General features: G+C 62.2%; 13 protein-coding genes and 1 pseudogene. 5 read left to right on the top strand and 9 right to left on the bottom strand.

Features of this window, described 5'->3' with window-relative positions; all coding sequences use genetic code 11:
- Nucleotides 1-87: 87 nt before the first annotated feature.
- The 7 genes from ASG27_RS11855 to ASG27_RS11825 all read right to left on the bottom strand — a co-directional run bounded on the left by ASG27_RS11855 (nucleotide 88) and on the right by ASG27_RS11825 (nucleotide 6,028).
- Complete coding sequence (locus ASG27_RS11855; protein WP_056417190.1) at nucleotides 88-1,212, bottom strand: cupin domain-containing protein; 1,125 nt, start codon at nucleotides 1,210-1,212, stop codon at nucleotides 88-90.
- A gap of 32 nt (nucleotides 1,213-1,244) precedes the next feature.
- On the bottom strand, nucleotides 1,245-1,952 hold the full coding sequence (locus tag ASG27_RS11850; RefSeq protein ID WP_056417187.1) for a fumarylacetoacetate hydrolase family protein: 708 nt from the start codon (nucleotides 1,950-1,952) through the stop codon (nucleotides 1,245-1,247).
- Between the two features lie 82 nt (nucleotides 1,953-2,034).
- The gene (locus tag ASG27_RS11845; RefSeq protein ID WP_056417186.1) at nucleotides 2,035-3,312 is read right to left on the bottom strand and encodes an NAD(P)/FAD-dependent oxidoreductase; all 1,278 of its coding nucleotides are present in this window, start codon (nucleotides 3,310-3,312) and stop codon (nucleotides 2,035-2,037) included.
- Nucleotides 3,313-3,340: 28 nt separating this feature from the next.
- A complete protein-coding gene (locus tag ASG27_RS11840) occupies nucleotides 3,341-3,655 on the bottom strand; it encodes a non-heme iron oxygenase ferredoxin subunit (RefSeq protein ID WP_056417185.1) in 315 nt (104 codons plus the stop codon).
- A 9-nt stretch (nucleotides 3,656-3,664) separates the two neighbouring features.
- Nucleotides 3,665-4,138 carry an aromatic-ring-hydroxylating dioxygenase subunit beta gene (locus tag ASG27_RS11835; protein ID WP_056417184.1) on the bottom strand — a complete coding sequence of 158 codons (474 nt, stop codon included), beginning with the start codon at nucleotides 4,136-4,138 and terminating at the stop codon, nucleotides 3,665-3,667.
- 2 nt (nucleotides 4,139-4,140) lie between these two features.
- Nucleotides 4,141-5,403, bottom strand: a complete 1,263-nt coding sequence (locus ASG27_RS11830) for an aromatic ring-hydroxylating dioxygenase subunit alpha (RefSeq protein ID WP_056417183.1) — start codon at nucleotides 5,401-5,403, stop codon at nucleotides 4,141-4,143.
- 244 nt (nucleotides 5,404-5,647) lie between these two features.
- Nucleotides 5,648-6,028: a carboxymuconolactone decarboxylase family protein gene (locus ASG27_RS11825; protein ID WP_056417180.1), complete on the bottom strand. Its 381-nt coding sequence runs from the start codon at nucleotides 6,026-6,028 to the stop codon at nucleotides 5,648-5,650.
- 87 nt (nucleotides 6,029-6,115) lie between these two features.
- Between ASG27_RS11825 and ASG27_RS11820 the strand changes: the two genes are divergently transcribed.
- Together ASG27_RS11820 and fusA are read left to right on the top strand one after the other, a co-directional pair.
- Nucleotides 6,116-7,012 (top strand): LysR family transcriptional regulator, encoded by an 897-nt coding sequence (locus ASG27_RS11820; RefSeq protein WP_056417177.1) that lies wholly within the window; start codon nucleotides 6,116-6,118, stop codon nucleotides 7,010-7,012.
- 539 nt (nucleotides 7,013-7,551) lie between these two features.
- Entirely contained in the window at nucleotides 7,552-9,594 is a 2,043-nt protein-coding gene (gene fusA, locus ASG27_RS11815; protein WP_056417174.1) for an elongation factor G, read from the top strand.
- A gap of 597 nt (nucleotides 9,595-10,191) precedes the next feature.
- On the opposite strand, the gene ASG27_RS11810 is transcribed toward fusA, so the two are convergent.
- Nucleotides 10,192-11,097 (bottom strand): hypothetical protein, encoded by a 906-nt coding sequence (locus tag ASG27_RS11810; RefSeq protein ID WP_156370701.1) that lies wholly within the window; start codon nucleotides 11,095-11,097, stop codon nucleotides 10,192-10,194.
- Between the two features lie 219 nt (nucleotides 11,098-11,316).
- Nucleotides 11,317-12,309 carry a hypothetical protein gene (locus ASG27_RS11805; protein WP_056417170.1) on the bottom strand — a complete coding sequence of 331 codons (993 nt, stop codon included), beginning with the start codon at nucleotides 12,307-12,309 and terminating at the stop codon, nucleotides 11,317-11,319.
- 804 nt (nucleotides 12,310-13,113) lie between these two features.
- Between ASG27_RS11805 and ASG27_RS25950 the strand changes: the two genes are divergently transcribed.
- The 3 genes and pseudogenes from ASG27_RS25950 to ASG27_RS11795 form a co-directional block, all read left to right on the top strand.
- Nucleotides 13,114-16,497 (top strand): RHS repeat protein, encoded by a 3,384-nt coding sequence (locus tag ASG27_RS25950; RefSeq protein ID WP_200912428.1) that lies wholly within the window; start codon nucleotides 13,114-13,116, stop codon nucleotides 16,495-16,497.
- On the top strand, nucleotides 16,494-17,480 hold the full coding sequence (locus ASG27_RS25945; protein WP_082485956.1) for an RHS repeat domain-containing protein: 987 nt from the start codon (nucleotides 16,494-16,496) through the stop codon (nucleotides 17,478-17,480). The genes ASG27_RS25950 and ASG27_RS25945 overlap by 4 nt, the downstream gene beginning before the upstream one ends.
- Nucleotides 17,481-17,924: 444 nt before the next feature.
- A pseudogene (locus ASG27_RS11795) lies at nucleotides 17,925-18,146 on the top strand (helix-turn-helix domain-containing protein); the annotation flags it as partial.
- Nucleotides 18,147-18,240 lie beyond the last annotated feature (94 nt).

Genomic DNA, 18,240 nt, shown 5'->3' with positions numbered 1-18,240 from the left:
CTTGTCATTGGGGCCGGAATCGGCCTGTTGTTTCGTGGCTGGTCAGTGGGCTGGGCAAGCGCGGGATGCGGGCCGGAGGCTGCCGGCTCACCCGGTGGTCTGGGCGCGGTGCGCGTGCAGCGCCTCGAAGATCGGCGTGTCGCTGAACCGAAAGAGGTCGAGCGCACCGCAGGCGGATGCCTGGGCCGAGAACGGCTGCCACGACGGCACCACGAACAAGTCGCCACGCGCCGCTTGCCAGGTGCGATCGCCCACCGTCACGGAACCACTGCCGTCGAACACCTGGAACACCGACGAGCCCACCTCGCGATGGACGCGCGTTGCGCCGCCCGCGCGCACGCGGTGCATCTCGGTGCGCATCGTCGGCAGCACGTCGCCGCCGGTGGCCGGGTTGGTAAAGCGCACCGCCGCATGGCCCGGGCTCAGCGTGCCGGCCTGGCCCTCGGCCTCCAGGGCGAGCTGGTCGGCCAGTGCGCGGTCCGTGTCCACCCAGCGGTAGGCCAGGAGCGGCGTGGCGAGTTGCGCCCCCGCCATCGACACCGGACGCAGGCCAGGGTGGCCCCAGAGCCTTTCGGAGTACGAACGCTCGGCCGTGGTGCGCTCGGCAGGCGAGATCCGATCGCGCCCGACCTCGAAGAACTGGCTCTCCGTGTAGTACGAAAAGGGGATGTCCAGGCCGTCGATCCAGGCCATGGGCTCGGTGGCGGCGTTGTGGTGGGCGTGCCAGTTCCAGCCTGCCTGCGGCAGGAAGTCGCCCCGTGACATGCGCACGGCATCGCCGTTGACCACGGTCCAGACGCCCTCGCCCTCCACCACGAACCGGAAGGCGTGCTGCGTGTGCCGGTGCTCAGGGGCGTCTTCGCCCGGCATGAGGTACTGAATGGCGGCCCACAGCGTGGGTGTGGCAAATGGACGGCCGCCCAGCGCCGGGTTGGCCAGCGCGATCGCACGCCGCTCGCCACCGCGGCCCACAGGCACGATCTCGCCGGCCTGCGCGGCCAGCGCTTTCAACCGGTCCCAGCGCCACAAGTGCGGCACGGCTCTGGATTGGGGATGCCGGGGCATCAGGTCGCCGATCTCGGTCCAGAGCGGGACCAGCAGTTCCTGCTCGAATCCTCGGTACAGCTGCTCCAGTGCGGGCGTGGGGTCGGGCTGGCCCCGCCCCGCAACGGCATGCAGCCGCACGGGAGAAGGTGTCAGGTCGGTGGTCATGGTGGTTTGTCTCCTCAAGGTGTTCAGCCATGTCACTCCGCCGGACCGACGTCGAGCACGATGCTGCCCACGCCGGCAATCCGGCCTTCGATGTGGTCACCGGGCTGCACCGGGCCCACGCCTTCGGGCGTGCCGGTGAAGATCAGGTCGCCGGGGAGCAGGTGGTAGAACCTGGACAGGTCGGCAATCAGCTCGGGGATGTTCCAGATCAGCTTCGACAGGTCGGACTTCTGGCGCACCTTTCCATTGACCGACATCGCCAGCTCGCCCTGGCTCAGGACGACCTGGGGCATCGGAACGACCTCCGAGACCACGGAGGACTGCTCCACATCCTTGCCCAGGTCCCAGGGGCGGCCCTTCTCGCGCGCCGCGAGCTGCAGGTCGCGGCGCGTCATGTCCAGACCGCAGGCATAGCCATAGATGAGGCGCGGCGCCTCGGAATCGCTCACACGGAAGCCGGCCGCGCCGATGGCCACCACCAGTTCCATTTCGTGGTGGTAGTCCTGGGTACCGGGCGGGTAGGCCACCGTGGCACCGGACGCGACCAGCGTGGACGGTGCCTTCGTGAAGTAGAAAGGCACCTCGACCGACTTGTCGACCGGACGGCCCATCTCGACCGCGTGCGCGTGGTAGTTGCGGCCGACAAAAAACAGCCGCTGGATCGGTAGCCGCTCGCTTCGGCCACGCACCGGCAGCGCGTAGACCGGCGGTGGAGTCCAGAGATAGGAGGTGGATGTCATCGGGGTTTCCCTTGTTTGAAAGTGAGGGTGGTGGGGTGGGGTAGGGTTCAAGCCTTGGGCAGCGAAGCAACGGGCGCCCGATTCACAGCTTGGACATCGGCGTGCCCATGTCCGCCAGGCGCTCGGTATCGACCGGCCTGCACTGCTCGATCAATCGGCGCGCGAAGCGCAGGTCACGGGCCGCGTTGGGGCCGATGGCCGCCTGAACCACATCGCCGGCCAGGTAGAACTTCACGAAGCTGCCGCTGGCCTGGTCGCCGCGTTGCACCACACGGTGCGCCGGCGTCGGCACGCCGTAGATCTGAAGGTTCATCCCGTACTGGTCGGACCAGAACCAGGGCAAGGGCTGGTAGTCCACCGCGTGCCCCAGTGCCGAGCGCGCGGCAGCGATGCCCTGGTCCTGCGCGTTCTGCCACGACTCGAGCCGCAACCTGCGCCCGGCCCAGGGGTTGGGAGCCACGGCCACGTCGCCAGCGGCCAGGATGTCGGGGTCTGACGTGCGGCACCGGGCATCGACCAGCACGCCGCCTTCGCAGGCCAGGCCCGCCTCGCGCGCCAGTTCGTCGTTGGGCACGAGGCCGATGCCCAGCACGATGGTGTCGCCCACGAGCATGCTGCCATCAGCGAGCAGCACTTCCGAGCGCCCATCTGCCGCGCGCGCAAAGCCCCGCACGCCAGCGCCCAGCACAACGCGTGTTCCCTGGGCGCGATGCAGCGCGAGCAAGTAGTCGGAAATCTCGGCGGGTACGGTGCGTTCGCACAGGCGGGCCTGCGTCTCGACCACCACGACGTCAGCGCCCCGCTGGCGTGCCGTGGCCGCCACCTCCAGGCCGATCCAGCCGCCGCCCACCACCACCACGCGGCGGCCGGGCACAAGTGCGGGTGCCAGCGCCATCGCATCTTCGATGGTGCGCAGCGTGTGCAGCGGCACCTGGTCGGCCCCTGGCAGCGCGAGCGTGCGGGCCCGCCCTCCGGTGCACAGGATGAGCTTGTCGTACAGCACCGCTTCGCCATCGGACAGCAGCACCTGCCTGGCAGCGCGGTCGATGCGGCGCACCCGCACGCAGGGCCGCCATTGCGCACCCAGGGCATCGAAGGCCTCGGGCTTCATGAGCCGCGTGGTCTCGGGCTGTGCCGCACCAGACAACACCGCCTTGGACAGTGGCGGCCGCTCATGCGGCGGGTGGACCTCGTCGCCGATCAGCACGATGCGGCCTCTGAAGCCTTCGCTTCGCAGCGTCTGCGCGGCCCAGCCACCGGCCTGGCCGGTGCCGACGATCACGATGGTGTGGATCGGGCGGGCGTCCGCGCCTTTATCCGGCCATGCGGCGGCCGCAACCTCTGGTCGCTCGGCGGTCATGGGCTCTCCTTGCGGGGGGTGGCAGCGCTCAGTCGAAGGCCAGCCAGACGCGGCCGCCTTCGATCTTGACGGGGTAGCTGCGCAGCGGCTCGGTCACCGGTGCGCAGGTGGGCTGGCCGGATCGCACATCGAACTTGCCCTGGTGCAGGGGGCATTCGATCTCGTGCCCGTCCAGAAAGCCGTCGCACAGCCGTGCATGGCCGTGGGTGCAGATGTTGTCGGTGGCGAAGACCTCGCCGTCCACGCCATACAGCGCGATGTCGCGTCCTGCAACGGCCAGGCCCATCACATCATCCTGCGGCACGTCGCTCCGCGCGGCCGCGTCAATCCAGTTCGTGGTCATGGCAGTTCCTCAGATGGGGTAGATCAGCGAATTGGGGATCATTTCGCTGTCGTAGATCACCAGGCGCGAAGCGAACTTCAGCCCCTCTGGCGTGCGCACCACTTCATCGAGCGTGCGGCCCACGTTGAAAACGGTCGACTCCTTGGACAGCCGCGTGCGCAGCACCGCATAGTTGGCTTCGCTGTGGATGCGGCCATCGGCACCGACTTGGTGGACGAGCGGCGCACCCACCACGTGGCGCTGGTAGTAGGGGTCATGGAACAGCGTCTCGCGGATGCCATAGACGCGGTCCTTCAACATGCCCTTGCTGTCGAAAGCCAGCGTGGCGAGCGGGAAACCGCGTTCGTGGTTTTCGCGCGGCTGCAGTTTGTAGCTGCAGTCGTCGATGAAGAACTCCGGCCAGGCATCCCAATCCGCGGCATCGAGTGCACTTGCGTAGCGGGCATAGAGCTGCGTCAGCTCGTAGTAGGTCTGGAACTCCATGGTCACGCCTCCATCACCTTGCGCCAGTATTCGTACATGCCGCGGATCAGCGTCTCCGTGACCATGTGGTCCGTATCGCCCACCTCCCGGCCACCCAGTTCGGCCAGCGTGCGGTGCGCCGGCTTGGTCTCGAAGCCTTCCTGCGACCACTCGATGACTTCGCCGTCGTCCGCCGAGACGAAGCCTGCCGGCCCGAAGAGGTTGGCCTGGCGCAGGCGGCGCTGCGTCATCTCCTGGCTGTCGTCTTCGAAGCCGAAATGCGTCCAGACGAAATCGAAGGCGCCCTGGCCATCCGGCTGGATGTGGCGCGTGGACACGCTGTTGACCTGCTGCTGGAAGATGACGCTCGGAAACACGGTCATCATCACGGCCGTGGGCGCGCCCCACCAGTCTTCGTGCACGATGTCGAGAAAGCGCGGGTCGTGCAGTTGCATGCCCGCCTTGAAGCTGGACACCTGGGTCACGTCGGCCGCCTTGCCTGCCGCGCCGCGGGTGGACACCATGGCCGCATGGCGGTGCTGCGCGTCCATCAGCAGCTGGGATTTGTTGTCGGCGCGCCAGAGCCCGAAGGTCACGAACCAGGTGTGCAGCAGGCCCGGGTGGTAGGGGTCCTTGATGTTCTCCTGCATCAGCTTCCAGTTGCCCGGAATCCGCTGGCGGTTGTACCCCAGGATCGTGAGCTTGCGGCCATCGAACAGCCGGTCGAAGTAGCCCAGGATCTCGGGCCCCAGGAAGTCCTCCAGCGGCGCCACGCCATGGTCGAAAGACGCGAACACAACCCCGCCGCGCGTGGCGACCTTGAGCTTGGTCAGGCCATGGTCCGCTGGCTGGAAGTCCGCCGGCATGCCGCCATTGACCTTGCCATCCTGCTTGACGCCACGCCGAAACGGCACGCCCTGCAAGTCACCCGACAGGGTGTAGTTCCACTGGTGGTACGGGCAGGTCAGGCTGTCGCGGTTGCCATGCCGCTCCCGGCAAAAAGCCATACCGCGGTGCGCACAGACGTTCTCCACCACGTGGATCGAAGCATCCTTGTCACGCACCAGCAACACGGATCGTTCACCGATGACGGTGCGCTTGAAATCACCCGCATTGGGAATCTCGGCTTCCAGGCCGACGTAGCACCAGTGGCCGTTGTAGAACAGCCGGTCCAGCTCCTTGCGGTAAAGCGCCTCGTCGGTATAGGCCTGGAAAGGAATGCGGCTGGTGCCGTCCGTTTCCCAGCGTATCTGCTGCGGAAAGACAGTGACGGGGCATTCATGCATGGGCGTCTCCTTGTTGTCATGTCGGCAGGTGCCGATGCAGATGCATTCAGCGCCTGGGGACCGATCATTCGCGCCACTGCAATATCAGTCAATGGACCCACAGTGATGTTTCACATCACCCATGTGAATATTGCGTGGACCCATGACCAGGGCATCCATCAGGCCCCGGGCCGCGACAGTGCCCACGCAGGCCCCCCCGCAACTCACATCCGCAAGTCCGCGCCGGCAAGCGTCGGGCGTTGCTTCACGCAGGCGTCTCCTGAGAGAAGATTTCCTTGGCCGCGAAAAGGCCGTTGAGCGCCGCGGGAAAGCCGGCGTAGACAGCCATCTGCATGATCACTTCGACGACCTCCTCACGGGTACAGCCGACGTTGCGGGCGCCATGGATGTGCACCTTCAACTGCGGCACGGCTGTTCCCATCGCGGTGAGCGCTGCCACCACCGCGAGCTCCCGCACCTTCAGGTCGAGGCCCGGCCTCGAATAGATGTCGCCGAATGGGAATTCAATGAGCATGCGTGCGAAGTCGGGTGCGATGTCCTTGAGACTCTCGATGACGTTTTCGCCCGCCTGTCCATCCACTTCCTTCAGCCTCTTCCAGCCCCGGATATAGCGTTCACTGTCCATGACGTTTCCTTTGCATGTGTTCATGCAGCGCACTCTACGGATGTGCCGCAGGTTCATCCAATACCGTTTGTGTGATACCTTTTTGGTATGAACACATCCATCGACCTGCGGCAATTCCGATACTTTCTCGCCGTCAGCGAGGAACGCCACATCGGTCGAGCGGCTGCGCGCCTGCACATCTCCCAGCCGCCCCTGAGCAGGCAGATTCGACAATTGGAAGATCAACTGGGCGTCGAGCTGTTCGTCCGCACCAAGGTCGGTGTGACGCTGACGGAGGCGGGAACCGCATTCCTGCCGGAGGCCAAGCGGACACTCGCCCAGGCCGCCAAGGCCGTGGCCGCCGCCAAAGCCGCGCGAGGCCCTAAGCGCCAGCAGTTCGTCATCGGATACACCACGGTGTTCGACAAAAGCGCCATACCCGACGTGACCGCGCGCTTGCAGGAGCGCTTCGCGGCATGGCGCATCGTCACCCAAGGCAAGCATTCCATCAGCCTGGTGCGAGACATCCAGAACGGCACGATGGATGCCGCATTCATCGGCCTGCACACCGAAGCCCAAGGCCTGCGGGTGCAGACATTGCGGGAAGAATCCCTCCTGGTCGCCATGCCCGCAGGCCATGCGCTCGCTCGCAAACGCAAGATCGGCTTCGATGACCTGCGCAGCGAGTCGATCTACCGCTTCGAGCGCCGGTTGAATCCCGGCTTCTACGATCACTGCCAAGCCTTCTTCGAACGGATCGACTTCAAGCCCCGCGCGATCCCGGAACCCCACGACCATCACATCCTGCTCGGGCTCATCGCCGAAGGGCAAGGCATCGCTTTCATCTCGCCCTCGCTGCAGAATGTCAAACGGCGCGGAGTGGTCTTTCGGCCGCTCAAGAGCGAAGCCAGGGATCTCTCCAGCGGAATTGCCGTCGCCTACGCTGAGAACAATCCGTCGCCCGTCCTGAAGTCGTTTCTTGAACTTGTGCGGCAGTCAGTCTGATCGCGCCCTCTGAGCGCACGCTGCCTCGCTCAATGCAGCGCGGCGGTGGCGCCGCTGCGCGACAAGACCTGCGCCCGGCCCGGGCGTTGGAGGCACCGCCTGCGCACGTGATGCGGACCCGTGGCACCGGCAGCACGGTCGCTTGCAAGCTTTTTGCGCGAGGAGGATAATTCGCTCTTATGAAAATTCTCACCAACGTGATCAAGGCATCGTTCGCCACCTAGCTGCGCCCCTCGATCGCGTGTCGGAGGGCTGTGCGCCTTCCGGTCCAACAAACCCCGGCAGGCCCATCCCTCCGGGGTTTTTTGCTTTCAGATCCATCGACACCCTCACCCACCTATGCGTACCTACGACAAGTTGATCGCCACGATTCCCGACCGCCGGAGCTTGAGTTCCGTGCGCCCGGGCTCCGGCGACAGCACACATCCCAGACGCTAGCGACCAGGCGAATCCATCTTGCCTGGGCTGGCGCAAAGCCAACCAGGCGGCAGCTGCTCGCAGAGCCGAGTGCAGCCGCAAGACAGATTGAAAGATTCGCCATGACCAAGAATTCACGCAACCCGCACAGCAACGCGCAACTGCGCAACCTCGGCGTCATTGCCCACGTGGACGCGGGCAAGACCACCACCACCGAACGCATCCTGTTCTACACGGGCGAGAGCCATCGCATCGGCGAAGTGCACGACGGCACGGCGCACATGGACTTCGACCCGCAGGAGCAAAAGCGCGGCATCACCATCAACAGTGCGGCCGTCACGGTGCATTGGAAGGGCACGCAGCTCAACCTTATCGACACGCCCGGCCACATCGACTTCAACATCGAGGTGAACCGCTCGCTGCGCGTGCTCGACGGGGCGGTCGTCGTGTTCGACGGCGTGGCCGGCGTGGAGCCGCAGACCGAGACCAACTGGCGCCTGGCCGACAAGTACCATGTACCCCGCATCGCCTTCATCAACAAGCTTGACCGCGTGGGTTCCGACTTCCACCGCGTCGTGGCCATGATGCAAGAGCGCCTGGGCGTGCAAGTGGTGCCGCTGCAGATCCCCATCGGCGTGGAAGGCGACTTCCGCGGCGTGGTGGACTTGCTGAGCCTGCGCGCCCGCATCTGGGACAAGGACGACGCGAGTGCCCCTTACCGCGAAGCCGATGTGCCTGCCGATCTGGCCGATCAGGCAGCGCGCGCCCGCACCCGCCTGGTGGAGGCCGCGGTGGAGCAAGACGACGCGGCCCTGCAGGCCTACGTGAACGGTGAGGAGATCGCTGTGGATGTGTTGCGTGCCGCCATCCGCAAGGGTGTGCTAGCTGGCGCCTTCGTGCCCGCGCTGGCCGGTTCGGCGTTCAAGAACCGCGGCGTGGAGCCTTTGCTCGACGCCGTGGTGGACTACCTGCCCTCGCCGGACGACATCGTGCGCGAAGGCAGTGGAAAGCCCGGTGCGGCCGCCGACACCTTCGCGGCCCTGGCGTTCAAGGTCGTCACCGACGACCATGGCGCCAAGGTGTTCGTGCGCGTGTACAGCGGCCGGCTGGGCCGGGGCGATGTGGTGCTCAACACCAGCACGGGCAAGACCGAGCGGGTGTCGCGCCTGTACGAAGTGCATGCCGACCAGCACATCGAGCGCGACGAGCTGGTGGCGGGCGACATCGCCGCCGTCGTGGGCCTGAAGGACACGCTGACGGGGCACACCCTGAGCGACCCCGCACACCCCGTGGTGCTGGAGCAGATCAGCGTGCCCGAGCCGGTGATCCATGTGGCCATCGAACCCAAGACGAGCGCGGACCAGCAAGGCCTGTCCAAGGCGTTGCAGTCCCTGCTGCGCGAAGACCCGAGCCTCAGGCTGCAGCACGACGCCGAATCCGGCCAGACGATTCTGTCCGGCATGGGCGAGCTGCAGCTCGAAGTCTCGATCGAGAAGCTGCGCGCCCGCCACGGCGTCAACGTGTCGGTCGGCCGCCCCCAGGTGGCCTACCGCGAAACCATTTCACGGAGTGTGGAGGTGAGTCATGTGCACAAGAAGCAATCGGGCGGCCCCGGCCAGTTTGCCGAGGTGAGGCTGCAGCTCGCACCCCTGCCCCGGGGCGAAGGCATCCGCTTTGAAAGCCGCATCGTCGGCGGCGCCGTGCCGCGCGAGTTCATCCCCGCGGTGGAGACCGGCATCCGCCGCGCCGCCCTCTCGGGCGTGGTGGCCGGCTTTCCGGCGGTAGACTTCGTGGCCGCGCTGGTGGATGGCAGCTTCCATGAACGCGACTCGTCCACGCTGGCCTTTGAGCTGGCGGCCATGGCCGCTTTCCGCGAGGCGTTCGCGCAGGCCGGGCCGCAGGTGCTGGAGCCGGTGATGGCTGTGGAAGTCATCACGCCGGCCGAGTACCTGGGCGACAGCATCGGCGACCTGAACCGACGCCGCGGCCTCGTGCGCGGCCAGGGCCAGCGCGGCAACGCGGCCACGGTCGAGGCCCAGGTGCCGCTCAAGGAGATGTTCGGCTACATCGGCAGCCTGCGCGCCTTGTCCTCAGGGAGAGCGCAGTACTCGATGCAGCTGGACCACTACGAGGTGGTGCCTGCGGCGCAGATGGCTGCCTTGTAGCCATAGTGGGTTGGACCGCGCCAGGCCAGGCGGGATGGCCCGGGCGTGCCAGCGACAAGCAGGAAGGGGTGCGGACGCATGTCTGCGCCCCTTTTTTTGTGGCTGCGTGCACCGCTGAGTTTGATCACTCGAGCCCAGGATCACTATCGAACCAAACACGTGCAGTTGGGCCCTTACAGAAGGCCGTCGCGTCAATCACATGGCTGAAACCGCACACACGGGCCATTCCACGGAGCGAAGTCAGGGCGTTTTCCCCCTCTACACGCTCAGCGCGAAACTTCACGCTGTGCCAACCTGCAGACCTGTGATCAGGGAAGTACCGTGAACGCGAAAGCGCACTGTCACAACGGTCGTCGAGTCCTAGGCGCCAGCTATCGGCGCATGCATACCCGACCGCCGTCGTTTTCCGAGGCGAAGGCTTGCAGGGTAGCCCGTGTTTCGGCCTAAGGTTCCGGCAGACTCTCTGCAGCGACTTGGATGGCGCGGAATCGTCTGCGGGCTTTTCTGCTTCAGCGCGCCATGCAAATCAGCCCACAGAGATCAGTCTTATGAGAAGCTGATCCATGTTTCACTCCACGATGGCCTAAGCCCTCATGCTTACCAGCCTCGAAACGCCTTCAAGTCCGCAGCCACCGCCGCAGCAATGGCTGCGTGCGTTGCCAGCGTCGGGTGCAGGCCCTCGTGGGTCGTGCCGGGGTTCATCGCCACGGTGCCGTCGCTCCAATAGTTGGAGCGGATGGCGAAGCCGGGGTAATGGGCATTCACTTCGGCCACACCAGCGTCGATGCCGGTGTTTGTCGCAGGGAAATACGCCTGCCACTCCGAAACCTTCGCAGCAATGTAGGCTGGAGTGAGGCCGGGCGTTACGAGACCAGCAGCGTAGGCGTCTTCGGGCACCGTGTAGGGTGCTTCGATCACTACGAGGCGGCGACCTTGGGCGGCCAGTTGCTTGCCAAGCATGCCGATTTGGTAGGCCACGATGTTGTGCTTGTCGGTCGTGTTAAAAACACCTTCACCCTCGCCGTCGTTACCACCGAGGTGGATGATGACGGTATCAGCCTGGATGGCTGCAGCGTGCTGCACCAGCGTCAGGCCGCCCCATGCCAACACGTCGCTGGCGGGGTCGGTGGCGTAGCTCTTGCGATAGCCGTTGACCATACCGGTGAGCGTGCTTCCGCCAAACTGCTGCGCGTCGTAGCTGGAGGCGCCGCTGGCACCGAAGATACGCCACGCCAGATCGTAGAGGCTGGGGTGTGCACCATGAGCCGGGTAGCTTGTGAACTGAGAAATTGGGCCCGTACCCAAAGGTGCGCCAGCAGCGGTAGTGGGATTGCCACCGACGTTGCCTCCGTCCCCGATGGAGTCGGTATAGACAGCGATCTTCTTGGGGATCACTTGCGCATGCAGCAAGCTGCCATGCGCCAGCAGCAGGACCGACACTGCTGCGGTTGCGGCAAGACGCAGCAGAGCGGGCAATAAGGGACGACATTGTGCAATGTTCATAACAGCTCCTCAGTGGTGGTGGCTCGGCGCCGCGATGGGCGGGCCTGGGCAGGAAGTGCGCGGGACGATGGTTCGCTGCACGGCGCACCCGCCCGCGGCGAAGCCGACTTTTGTCATGTCGGCATATGGCACTTGATCAGGTGCCAATCCGAGTGACGTCATGGGGGTTGCCCACCCACATCGTCCCGGCGGCCGGGCTTGTTAAGTACAAGCGCAGTCCTACCAGCGCGCCCATCCAGACGCAGGGTAGTTCTGCTCGGCATGTCCAATCACTGCAGCCACAGTCGACAAGTTGCCGACGGCGACCAACCGGCGGGCTGTGTGCCACTGCGTGTCGGAGATGGTGGGTGCAGCTGTGTTGTCACCCAGTACGGACATCAACGCCAGTTCGTTCGGCGATCCCTGGCGCCGGCTCGCGTAGACGCGGGTAAATTCGTGCGCATAGAACGCCATGCACGTACCTTGAGCCGGCTGCTCGATCGCATCCGCGCGGTCACAAAGTGCAATCGCGTGACCACTCCGCTCAAAGTTATCGTTCCAGACCCATTGCTTGATATCGTGACTGACGCTAGGTCCGGTCGACCCTAGCAGTGGCTGAAAATTCACTCCGTCGACGCTGTAGTAGGCATAGCGCAAGAAGTTGGCATCCACAAAAGCCACCGGCAGTTCCGACAGGGCTTTGACCAGGTCAGGAGATGCCGGGCCGTCCTTGCGAATCGACATGTCCACGACCATCGCTTCGCGCGGTACCGCAATGCCGTCGCCCAACGTCACGCCGAATGCCATGTCGTACGGAGCAACGCCTGGCTGCCCGCCATTGCAGGTACCGGAGAGGCCCGGTTCGTCATAGAGCAGTGGATCGATTCCGAGCAGGATGCCGTTGCTGGCCGGGGTTCCGAGCTGGGCGCCATTCCAATTCGGAATCGAGCCCGTCAGCACTGAGGTGCGCCCTGCGCAATCACCACCCTGCGTCGGGTTGTAGTTGTTGCCTTGGCTACTGCGGCTTGTCATCTGAAAGTCTGCGCCGGCGTTGTCGTGGGGCACCACCTTCCGGCCGGCGATCCACATGTTCGTGATCATCGGCGAGTTGGTTCCGTAGGGCGCTATGGCCTCGTTCAGTTTGATGCGGATGACACCGTTGTCCTTCTCGAACTCCTGGGCCGACGCAGCCACGGATGCGAGCAGTGCCACCGAAAGGAATATGTGCTTCATGCGAAAAATCTCCTGGTTGAGGTCAAGGTCGGTACTTCAGCAAGGCAAGCAATGCGGTAAATAAGGTGTTTCATCTGCATCAGTGGAACTTCAGCAGGGTTCACTTGCAATGTGCAAGGACAGCTCCATCGCGAGACGTCGCAGATCCCTCATCCTTATTCACGCGCGCAATCGCAATAACCGGCAAATAATGCAGCAGCTGCAACTGATGCAATATCATTTTTGATAGGTGCCCTTAAACAACACCGCCTAGCCACCCATTGCGATTGATTTGTATTAAGCAAGCTTCAATGGTTTCTGAAAAGGGCTGTTTGTGAGTGAAAGTATGCGGAAGTGTTCACTTACTGCATGATTGTGCTTATTGGCGCCATATCCTCATCACTAACACATGTGAGATTTTTGAATCGTTTAGTTGCAAAACAAATTAATGCTTACAAATTAACTTCGCCATACACCACAGCAAAGTGAATCGTTTCGTTTGTTGCAAATTTCGAATTATTGTCACATTCAAAAGCAAATAGGTTGTGTGCAAAACAGCAATCAACCTTCGCCACTGATACTAATTTGCATTTTGCTTTCCCTAAACAATACGATTCCGCCGAATACTGGTGAAAATTTGCGCGCTACAAAAGCAAATTGACTTCTCCGGTCAACTTATGCATAAGACCACATAGGTAGTTTTTAAGGTTTTCATCGCTGGTAGATATTGAAGAGATAGATTGCGACAAGACGTGAGCACATGTGAGGCCGCCCCACGCATGTGCTTGCTGAGTGATTTATCACCATCAACGGGAGGAGAGCCCAGTGTCAAACCCAACCCTTCGGCGAATCAGCTTCGCCTTGATCGCTGCCGCCAGCGCAGCACAAGCCCAGGAGGTCATCCCCGACTTCTATAAGGAGCCCGGGATCCAGCCCAACCGCGACGCGGTCAATCAAAGCCACCACGAAAGCATCGACCCCTTCACCGGCTCGCTGCAGCGGCACTACGTGGACATCCGAATTCCGGGCAATGGCGGCTTGGACCTCAAAGTCATCCGCTCATACAACAGCAGCAACGTCGACCCGGCCAGCGCCGGCCAGCCCAGAACCACGGCTGGGTGGGGTTGGACCATTCACTTCGGCCGCATCCTCAAAGCCCGCGAAGGCTTTCCGTGCTTCAACAAGAACGTGGAAACAGTCGCCGAGAACCCAGTGCTGGAGTTGCCGGACGGAAGCCGTCAGTTGCTCACCTTCACCAACCAGAACTCCCCCATGGCGCTGACCACTCAGCGCTGGCGGGCTGACTGCAACCCGGGTGGTGACGGTCTCATCGTTACATCGCCGGACGGGGTGGAGTACCAGATGACGCAGGCTCTGGGCTTTTCGTCTACCTCCTCGCCGGTGTACGAGTGGCACACCAAGAAGATCACGGACCGCAATGGCAATTCCATCACCATCAACTACGCCTCGGCCAGCAGCTCGGAGATCCGCACCGTAACAACCAGCGACGGGCGCTCACTGACCTTCAGCTACGACGGCGCGGGCAGTGCGATACCGCGCATCCGCTCCATCACGGGTGCGGGCCAGACCTACCAGTACAGCTATCAAGCATCTGGCATCAGCGGCATTTACCAGCTCACTCGCGTGGTGCGCCCCGACAACAACGACTGGACGTACGAGTACAACGGCAACAACGGAACGTCGGCGGGCAGCTACCTGATGCGCTCCGCGAAGACGCCTCAAGGCGGGACCACCAGTTACTCGTATGACTTCGAGTACTTCGACTCGCAATCCAACCCCGCGAGCCGCTCCAACGTGGTCAGCAGAAAGACCATGAGCACGGGCGGGACCTGGACTTTCAGCTACGCGCCCGGGGGAACGGGCTCGCTGGACACCACCACGGTATCGACACCCGCTGGAAGCATCGTCTACAAGCACTTCGGCCCGGGATATGCCGGCTCTGGAAGTGTTTGGAAGGTGGGGCTTCTGGCCGAGAAGCGCATCGGCTCGGAGCAGGTGGAGCAATACGTGTGGGAAAAGCAGACCATCTCCAACGAGACGTATTTTCGGCCCGGTGCTTTTCTGACCAAAATTGACTATCTGCAGACCAACGCGCCACTGCTGGCGCAAAAGACCATCACCCGCAATGGTGCAACCTACCGCACCACGTTCAGCAGCTTCGACAACTACGGAAATCCTCGCACGGTGTCCGAGTCCGGGCCCAACGGTGGCAGTCGAACGACCACCATCAGCTACTACACCAACACCTCCAAGTGGATCATCAAGCAGCCTGAGAACGAAAGTTCCGCTGGGCACTCAGTCAGCCGCGATTTCGACAGTTCCGGCAATCTGACCAACGAGACCAAAGACGGCGTCTCCGTCAGCCGCACTTACGACGGAGAAGGCAACGTGAGCAGCACGACCTTTCCCCGTTCGCTGACACACCGGTACTCGAACTACATGCGTGGAGTGCCGCAAAGCGAGACGCAGCCCGAAAGCATTTCGATATCACGCCAAGTCAGCGATGCGGGCAACGTGACCTCGGAGACTGACGGCAACAGCCGCACGACCCGCTATGGGTATGACGATCTCAACCGGCTCACGTCGATCGATTTTCCGATAGGGAACAGCATCAGCATCAGCTACTCGGCCACCAGCCGGCAAGTCACGCGGGGATCGCTGTCCGAGACCACCTCGTACGACAGCTTTGGCCGGGTCACGGGCGTCACCCGAGGCGGCATTTCCAGAAGCTACACAGTGGATGCGTTGGGGCGTATCACCTTCACATCAGACCCGGACAGCTCATCGGGCCAGACCTACCGCTACGACATGCTCAATCGGCTGGAGGAGGTCCGCAACGCAGACGGTTCAACGCAGTCCATCTCGTATGGCTCGGGCTCCAAGACGGTGAGAAACGAGCGCAACTATTCCACCAGCTACTCGTACCGCGCATACGGTGATCCTGACAGGACCTTCTTGATGGAAGTGTCCACACCGGACAGCAGTTCCAGCGTGCGCTATGACCGCAACAACAAGGATCTCATCACCTCTGCGACCCAGGATGGCTGGACACGCAGTTTTGGCTACAACAGCAATGGCTACCTGACATCGGCGACTCACCCAGAGACCGGCACGACCACCTTTGGGCGCGATGCTGCAGGGAACATGACCTCCAAGAGCGTGGGCTCGGCCGGCTCGATCTCGTATTCGTACGACAGCCAGAACCGCTTGAGCACCATCAATTACCCAGGCTCAGCCCCCTCGGTTTCACATACCTACGACCGGCGTCATCGACTGCTCAGAACTACTTCCTCGGAGGCGACCCGGGACTTCACCTACGACGGCAACGGCAATCTCACCAAGGAAGAACTGGATGCTGGTGCAGTGAGCTGGCGGGCAGAGTATGGGTACAACGGCAACGACCAGTTGACCTCCGTCACCTACCCGCGCTCGGGCACCACGGTGAACTACTCGGTCAACACCTTGGGCAGGCCGACGGCCGTGTCGGGGTATGCGACATCGGTGTCCTACTGGCCGTCAGGACAGCTGCGCAGCATCACGTATGCGAACGGCACGCAATCGGAATACGGCCAGAACTCTCGCTTGTGGCCCAGTTCGTTCAGAACGTCGCGCTCGGGTTCATTGTTCACCAATGCGGCCTATACCTACGATGACGTGGGCAACCTGACCCGGATCAGCGACACCAGCGACGACAGCTACAGCCGCACCCTTGGCTACGACAACATGGATCGCCTGACCACGATGTCCTTCGGGGGTGGCTCCGGCTCCATCACGTACAACGGTGTTGGCAACATCACCCGCCAGACTTTCGATGGTGAGCAGTTGAACTATCAGTACAACAGCGACAACCGCCTGAGCGCACTTACGGCGACACCCAATACGCTGTCGACGACGTTCACCTACGACTCTTTAGGCAACATCGCGAGTGGGTCGGGCCGCACCTATACCTACGACTCCGTGCCCAACCTCACGTGCGTGAACTGCTCCACGCCCGCCACCAGCATCCAGTACGCCTACGACGGCGACCAGAAGCGGACATCGGTCACCAAGGCAGGCGTGAAGACCTACGAGTTCCACGGCGTGCACGGCAACCTGCTGGCGGAATACACGCCCGGCGTGCCCGGCAAGCTGGTGGAATACATCTACCTCAACGGCAAGCGCATCGCCCAGAAGGAGTCCGCACAATGATCACCGCATTGAAAACTGCTATGCGAACTTCCATGCCCCGCTTCGTGGCGCGTCTGGTGCTGATGCTCACCCTGGTGTTGGGCACGCTCGGCACGGCTTCTGCGCAGACCGTCACGTACTTCCACAACGATATTGCTGGCACCCCGATGCTGGCCACCGACGCTGCTGGCGCCGTGGTGTGGAAGGAGAACTATCTGCCCTATGGTTACCGCCAAGTGGCAGACCCGGCCAGCGGCGGAAACAAACTGTGGTTTACGGGCAAGGCGTATGACCCGGAGACGCAGCTGTCGTACATGGGGGCGCGGTACTACATGCCGCTGCTGGGGCGGTTTACCGGCATCGACCCTGTGGGGATTGTTCCTGAGCAGCCGCACAGCTTTAACCGGTATGCGTATGCGAACAATAATCCGTACAAGTACGTGGATCCGGATGGAAAAATTGCGGAGACGGTTTGGGACGCCTTCAACATCGCTTTGGGATTTCAGAGCCTTGTTAGTAATCTGCGGGCAGGCAATTGGAGCGGTGCGGCAATGGATGGGTTTGGCATCGGCGTTGACGGCGCTGCAGCTGCAATCCCTTTGGTACCCGGTGGTGCCGGAGCAGCTATCTCCGCTCATAGAGCTGCAACTGCCGCTAAAGTCTTGGAAGACTCAGCCCTTGTCTGTCGCGGCGGAGAATGTAAAGCAGAAAATTTCGTGAAAGGTAGTGGTGTAAAGGAGGCTGCTGACGGTACGCTTAGTGGAGTTTCTACGCAAAGTAAGAATGGCGGCTCCGTTGCCGAACTTGCTCAACCATTCAAAAATAACCAAATTGGTATTACCACGGTGGGTGATATTAGACGTGCAGGTGGCAGGGTAACAGCCGATGGCAACAGCAAAAACCCTAATCATGCAACTGTTGATGGTTTGACGGGACAACAGCTTGAGAAGCTTTTTTCACCGACACGTCATAATCCTGTGCCTCCAGCACAACGTGGCAATTAATTTTTAAAAAATGATGACGCCCAGATTTTTAGTCGACTTTAACGAGATGCTAGAACCGGACCTAGTATTGCTAGCAAAAAAAGATGCAAGAACAAACTGGCTTGGCGAAACGGTTACCTTGAGGCCCGGAATGGCAGTTGATTTATTTATGGAGGACTTCAATGAGCGAGGCGACTCTGATAACTTGGTCGCCAGCGGCACGGTAGAAGAAAATAAATCTTCTGGATGGGGAGCGCACGTGAAATGGTGTTGCAGAATCAATTCTGACGGTATACGTCACGAGTCCGATGTTTAACGAGTCGGCAATTAAGAGGGGGTATTCTGGGCAATTAAATGTCGCATCCCGAATGATTGCATCGATCCAAAACGCTATCCACTCTTCATTGCCCGAGCGGTTCTGCAAGAGTTGATAGAGTCCTTGCAATCCACCCGGGGAGTGAAGCCATGTTGATTGCCCTGCACAAGAACGCTCGCACCAAGCCTGCCGTGCGTGCCGAGATTGCGGCCAGCAACGAGACTGCCAGTGTCCTGGCCCAGCGTTTTGGGATCACCGAGCAAACGGTCTACAAGTGGAAGAACCGCGAGGTCTTTGGGGACCGCTCGCACACGGCCCATCACTTGCAGACCGTGCTCACGCCTGCGCAAGAAACCGTGGTGGTGCATGTTGATTTCCATGCAACCGTAACCCACCATTTCCATCTCGATCTGACCCACCCTGGTTCGTGAGCTTCACGCTCACGTTGTGGATAAGTTCTTGGCT

It is taken from the genome of Acidovorax sp. Leaf191, from assembly GCF_001424425.1.
Classification (GTDB): domain Bacteria; phylum Pseudomonadota; class Gammaproteobacteria; order Burkholderiales; family Burkholderiaceae_C; genus Acidovorax.
Note: the sequence above shows the minus strand (reverse complement) of the source record. Positions and strands in the feature narration are given on the sequence as shown.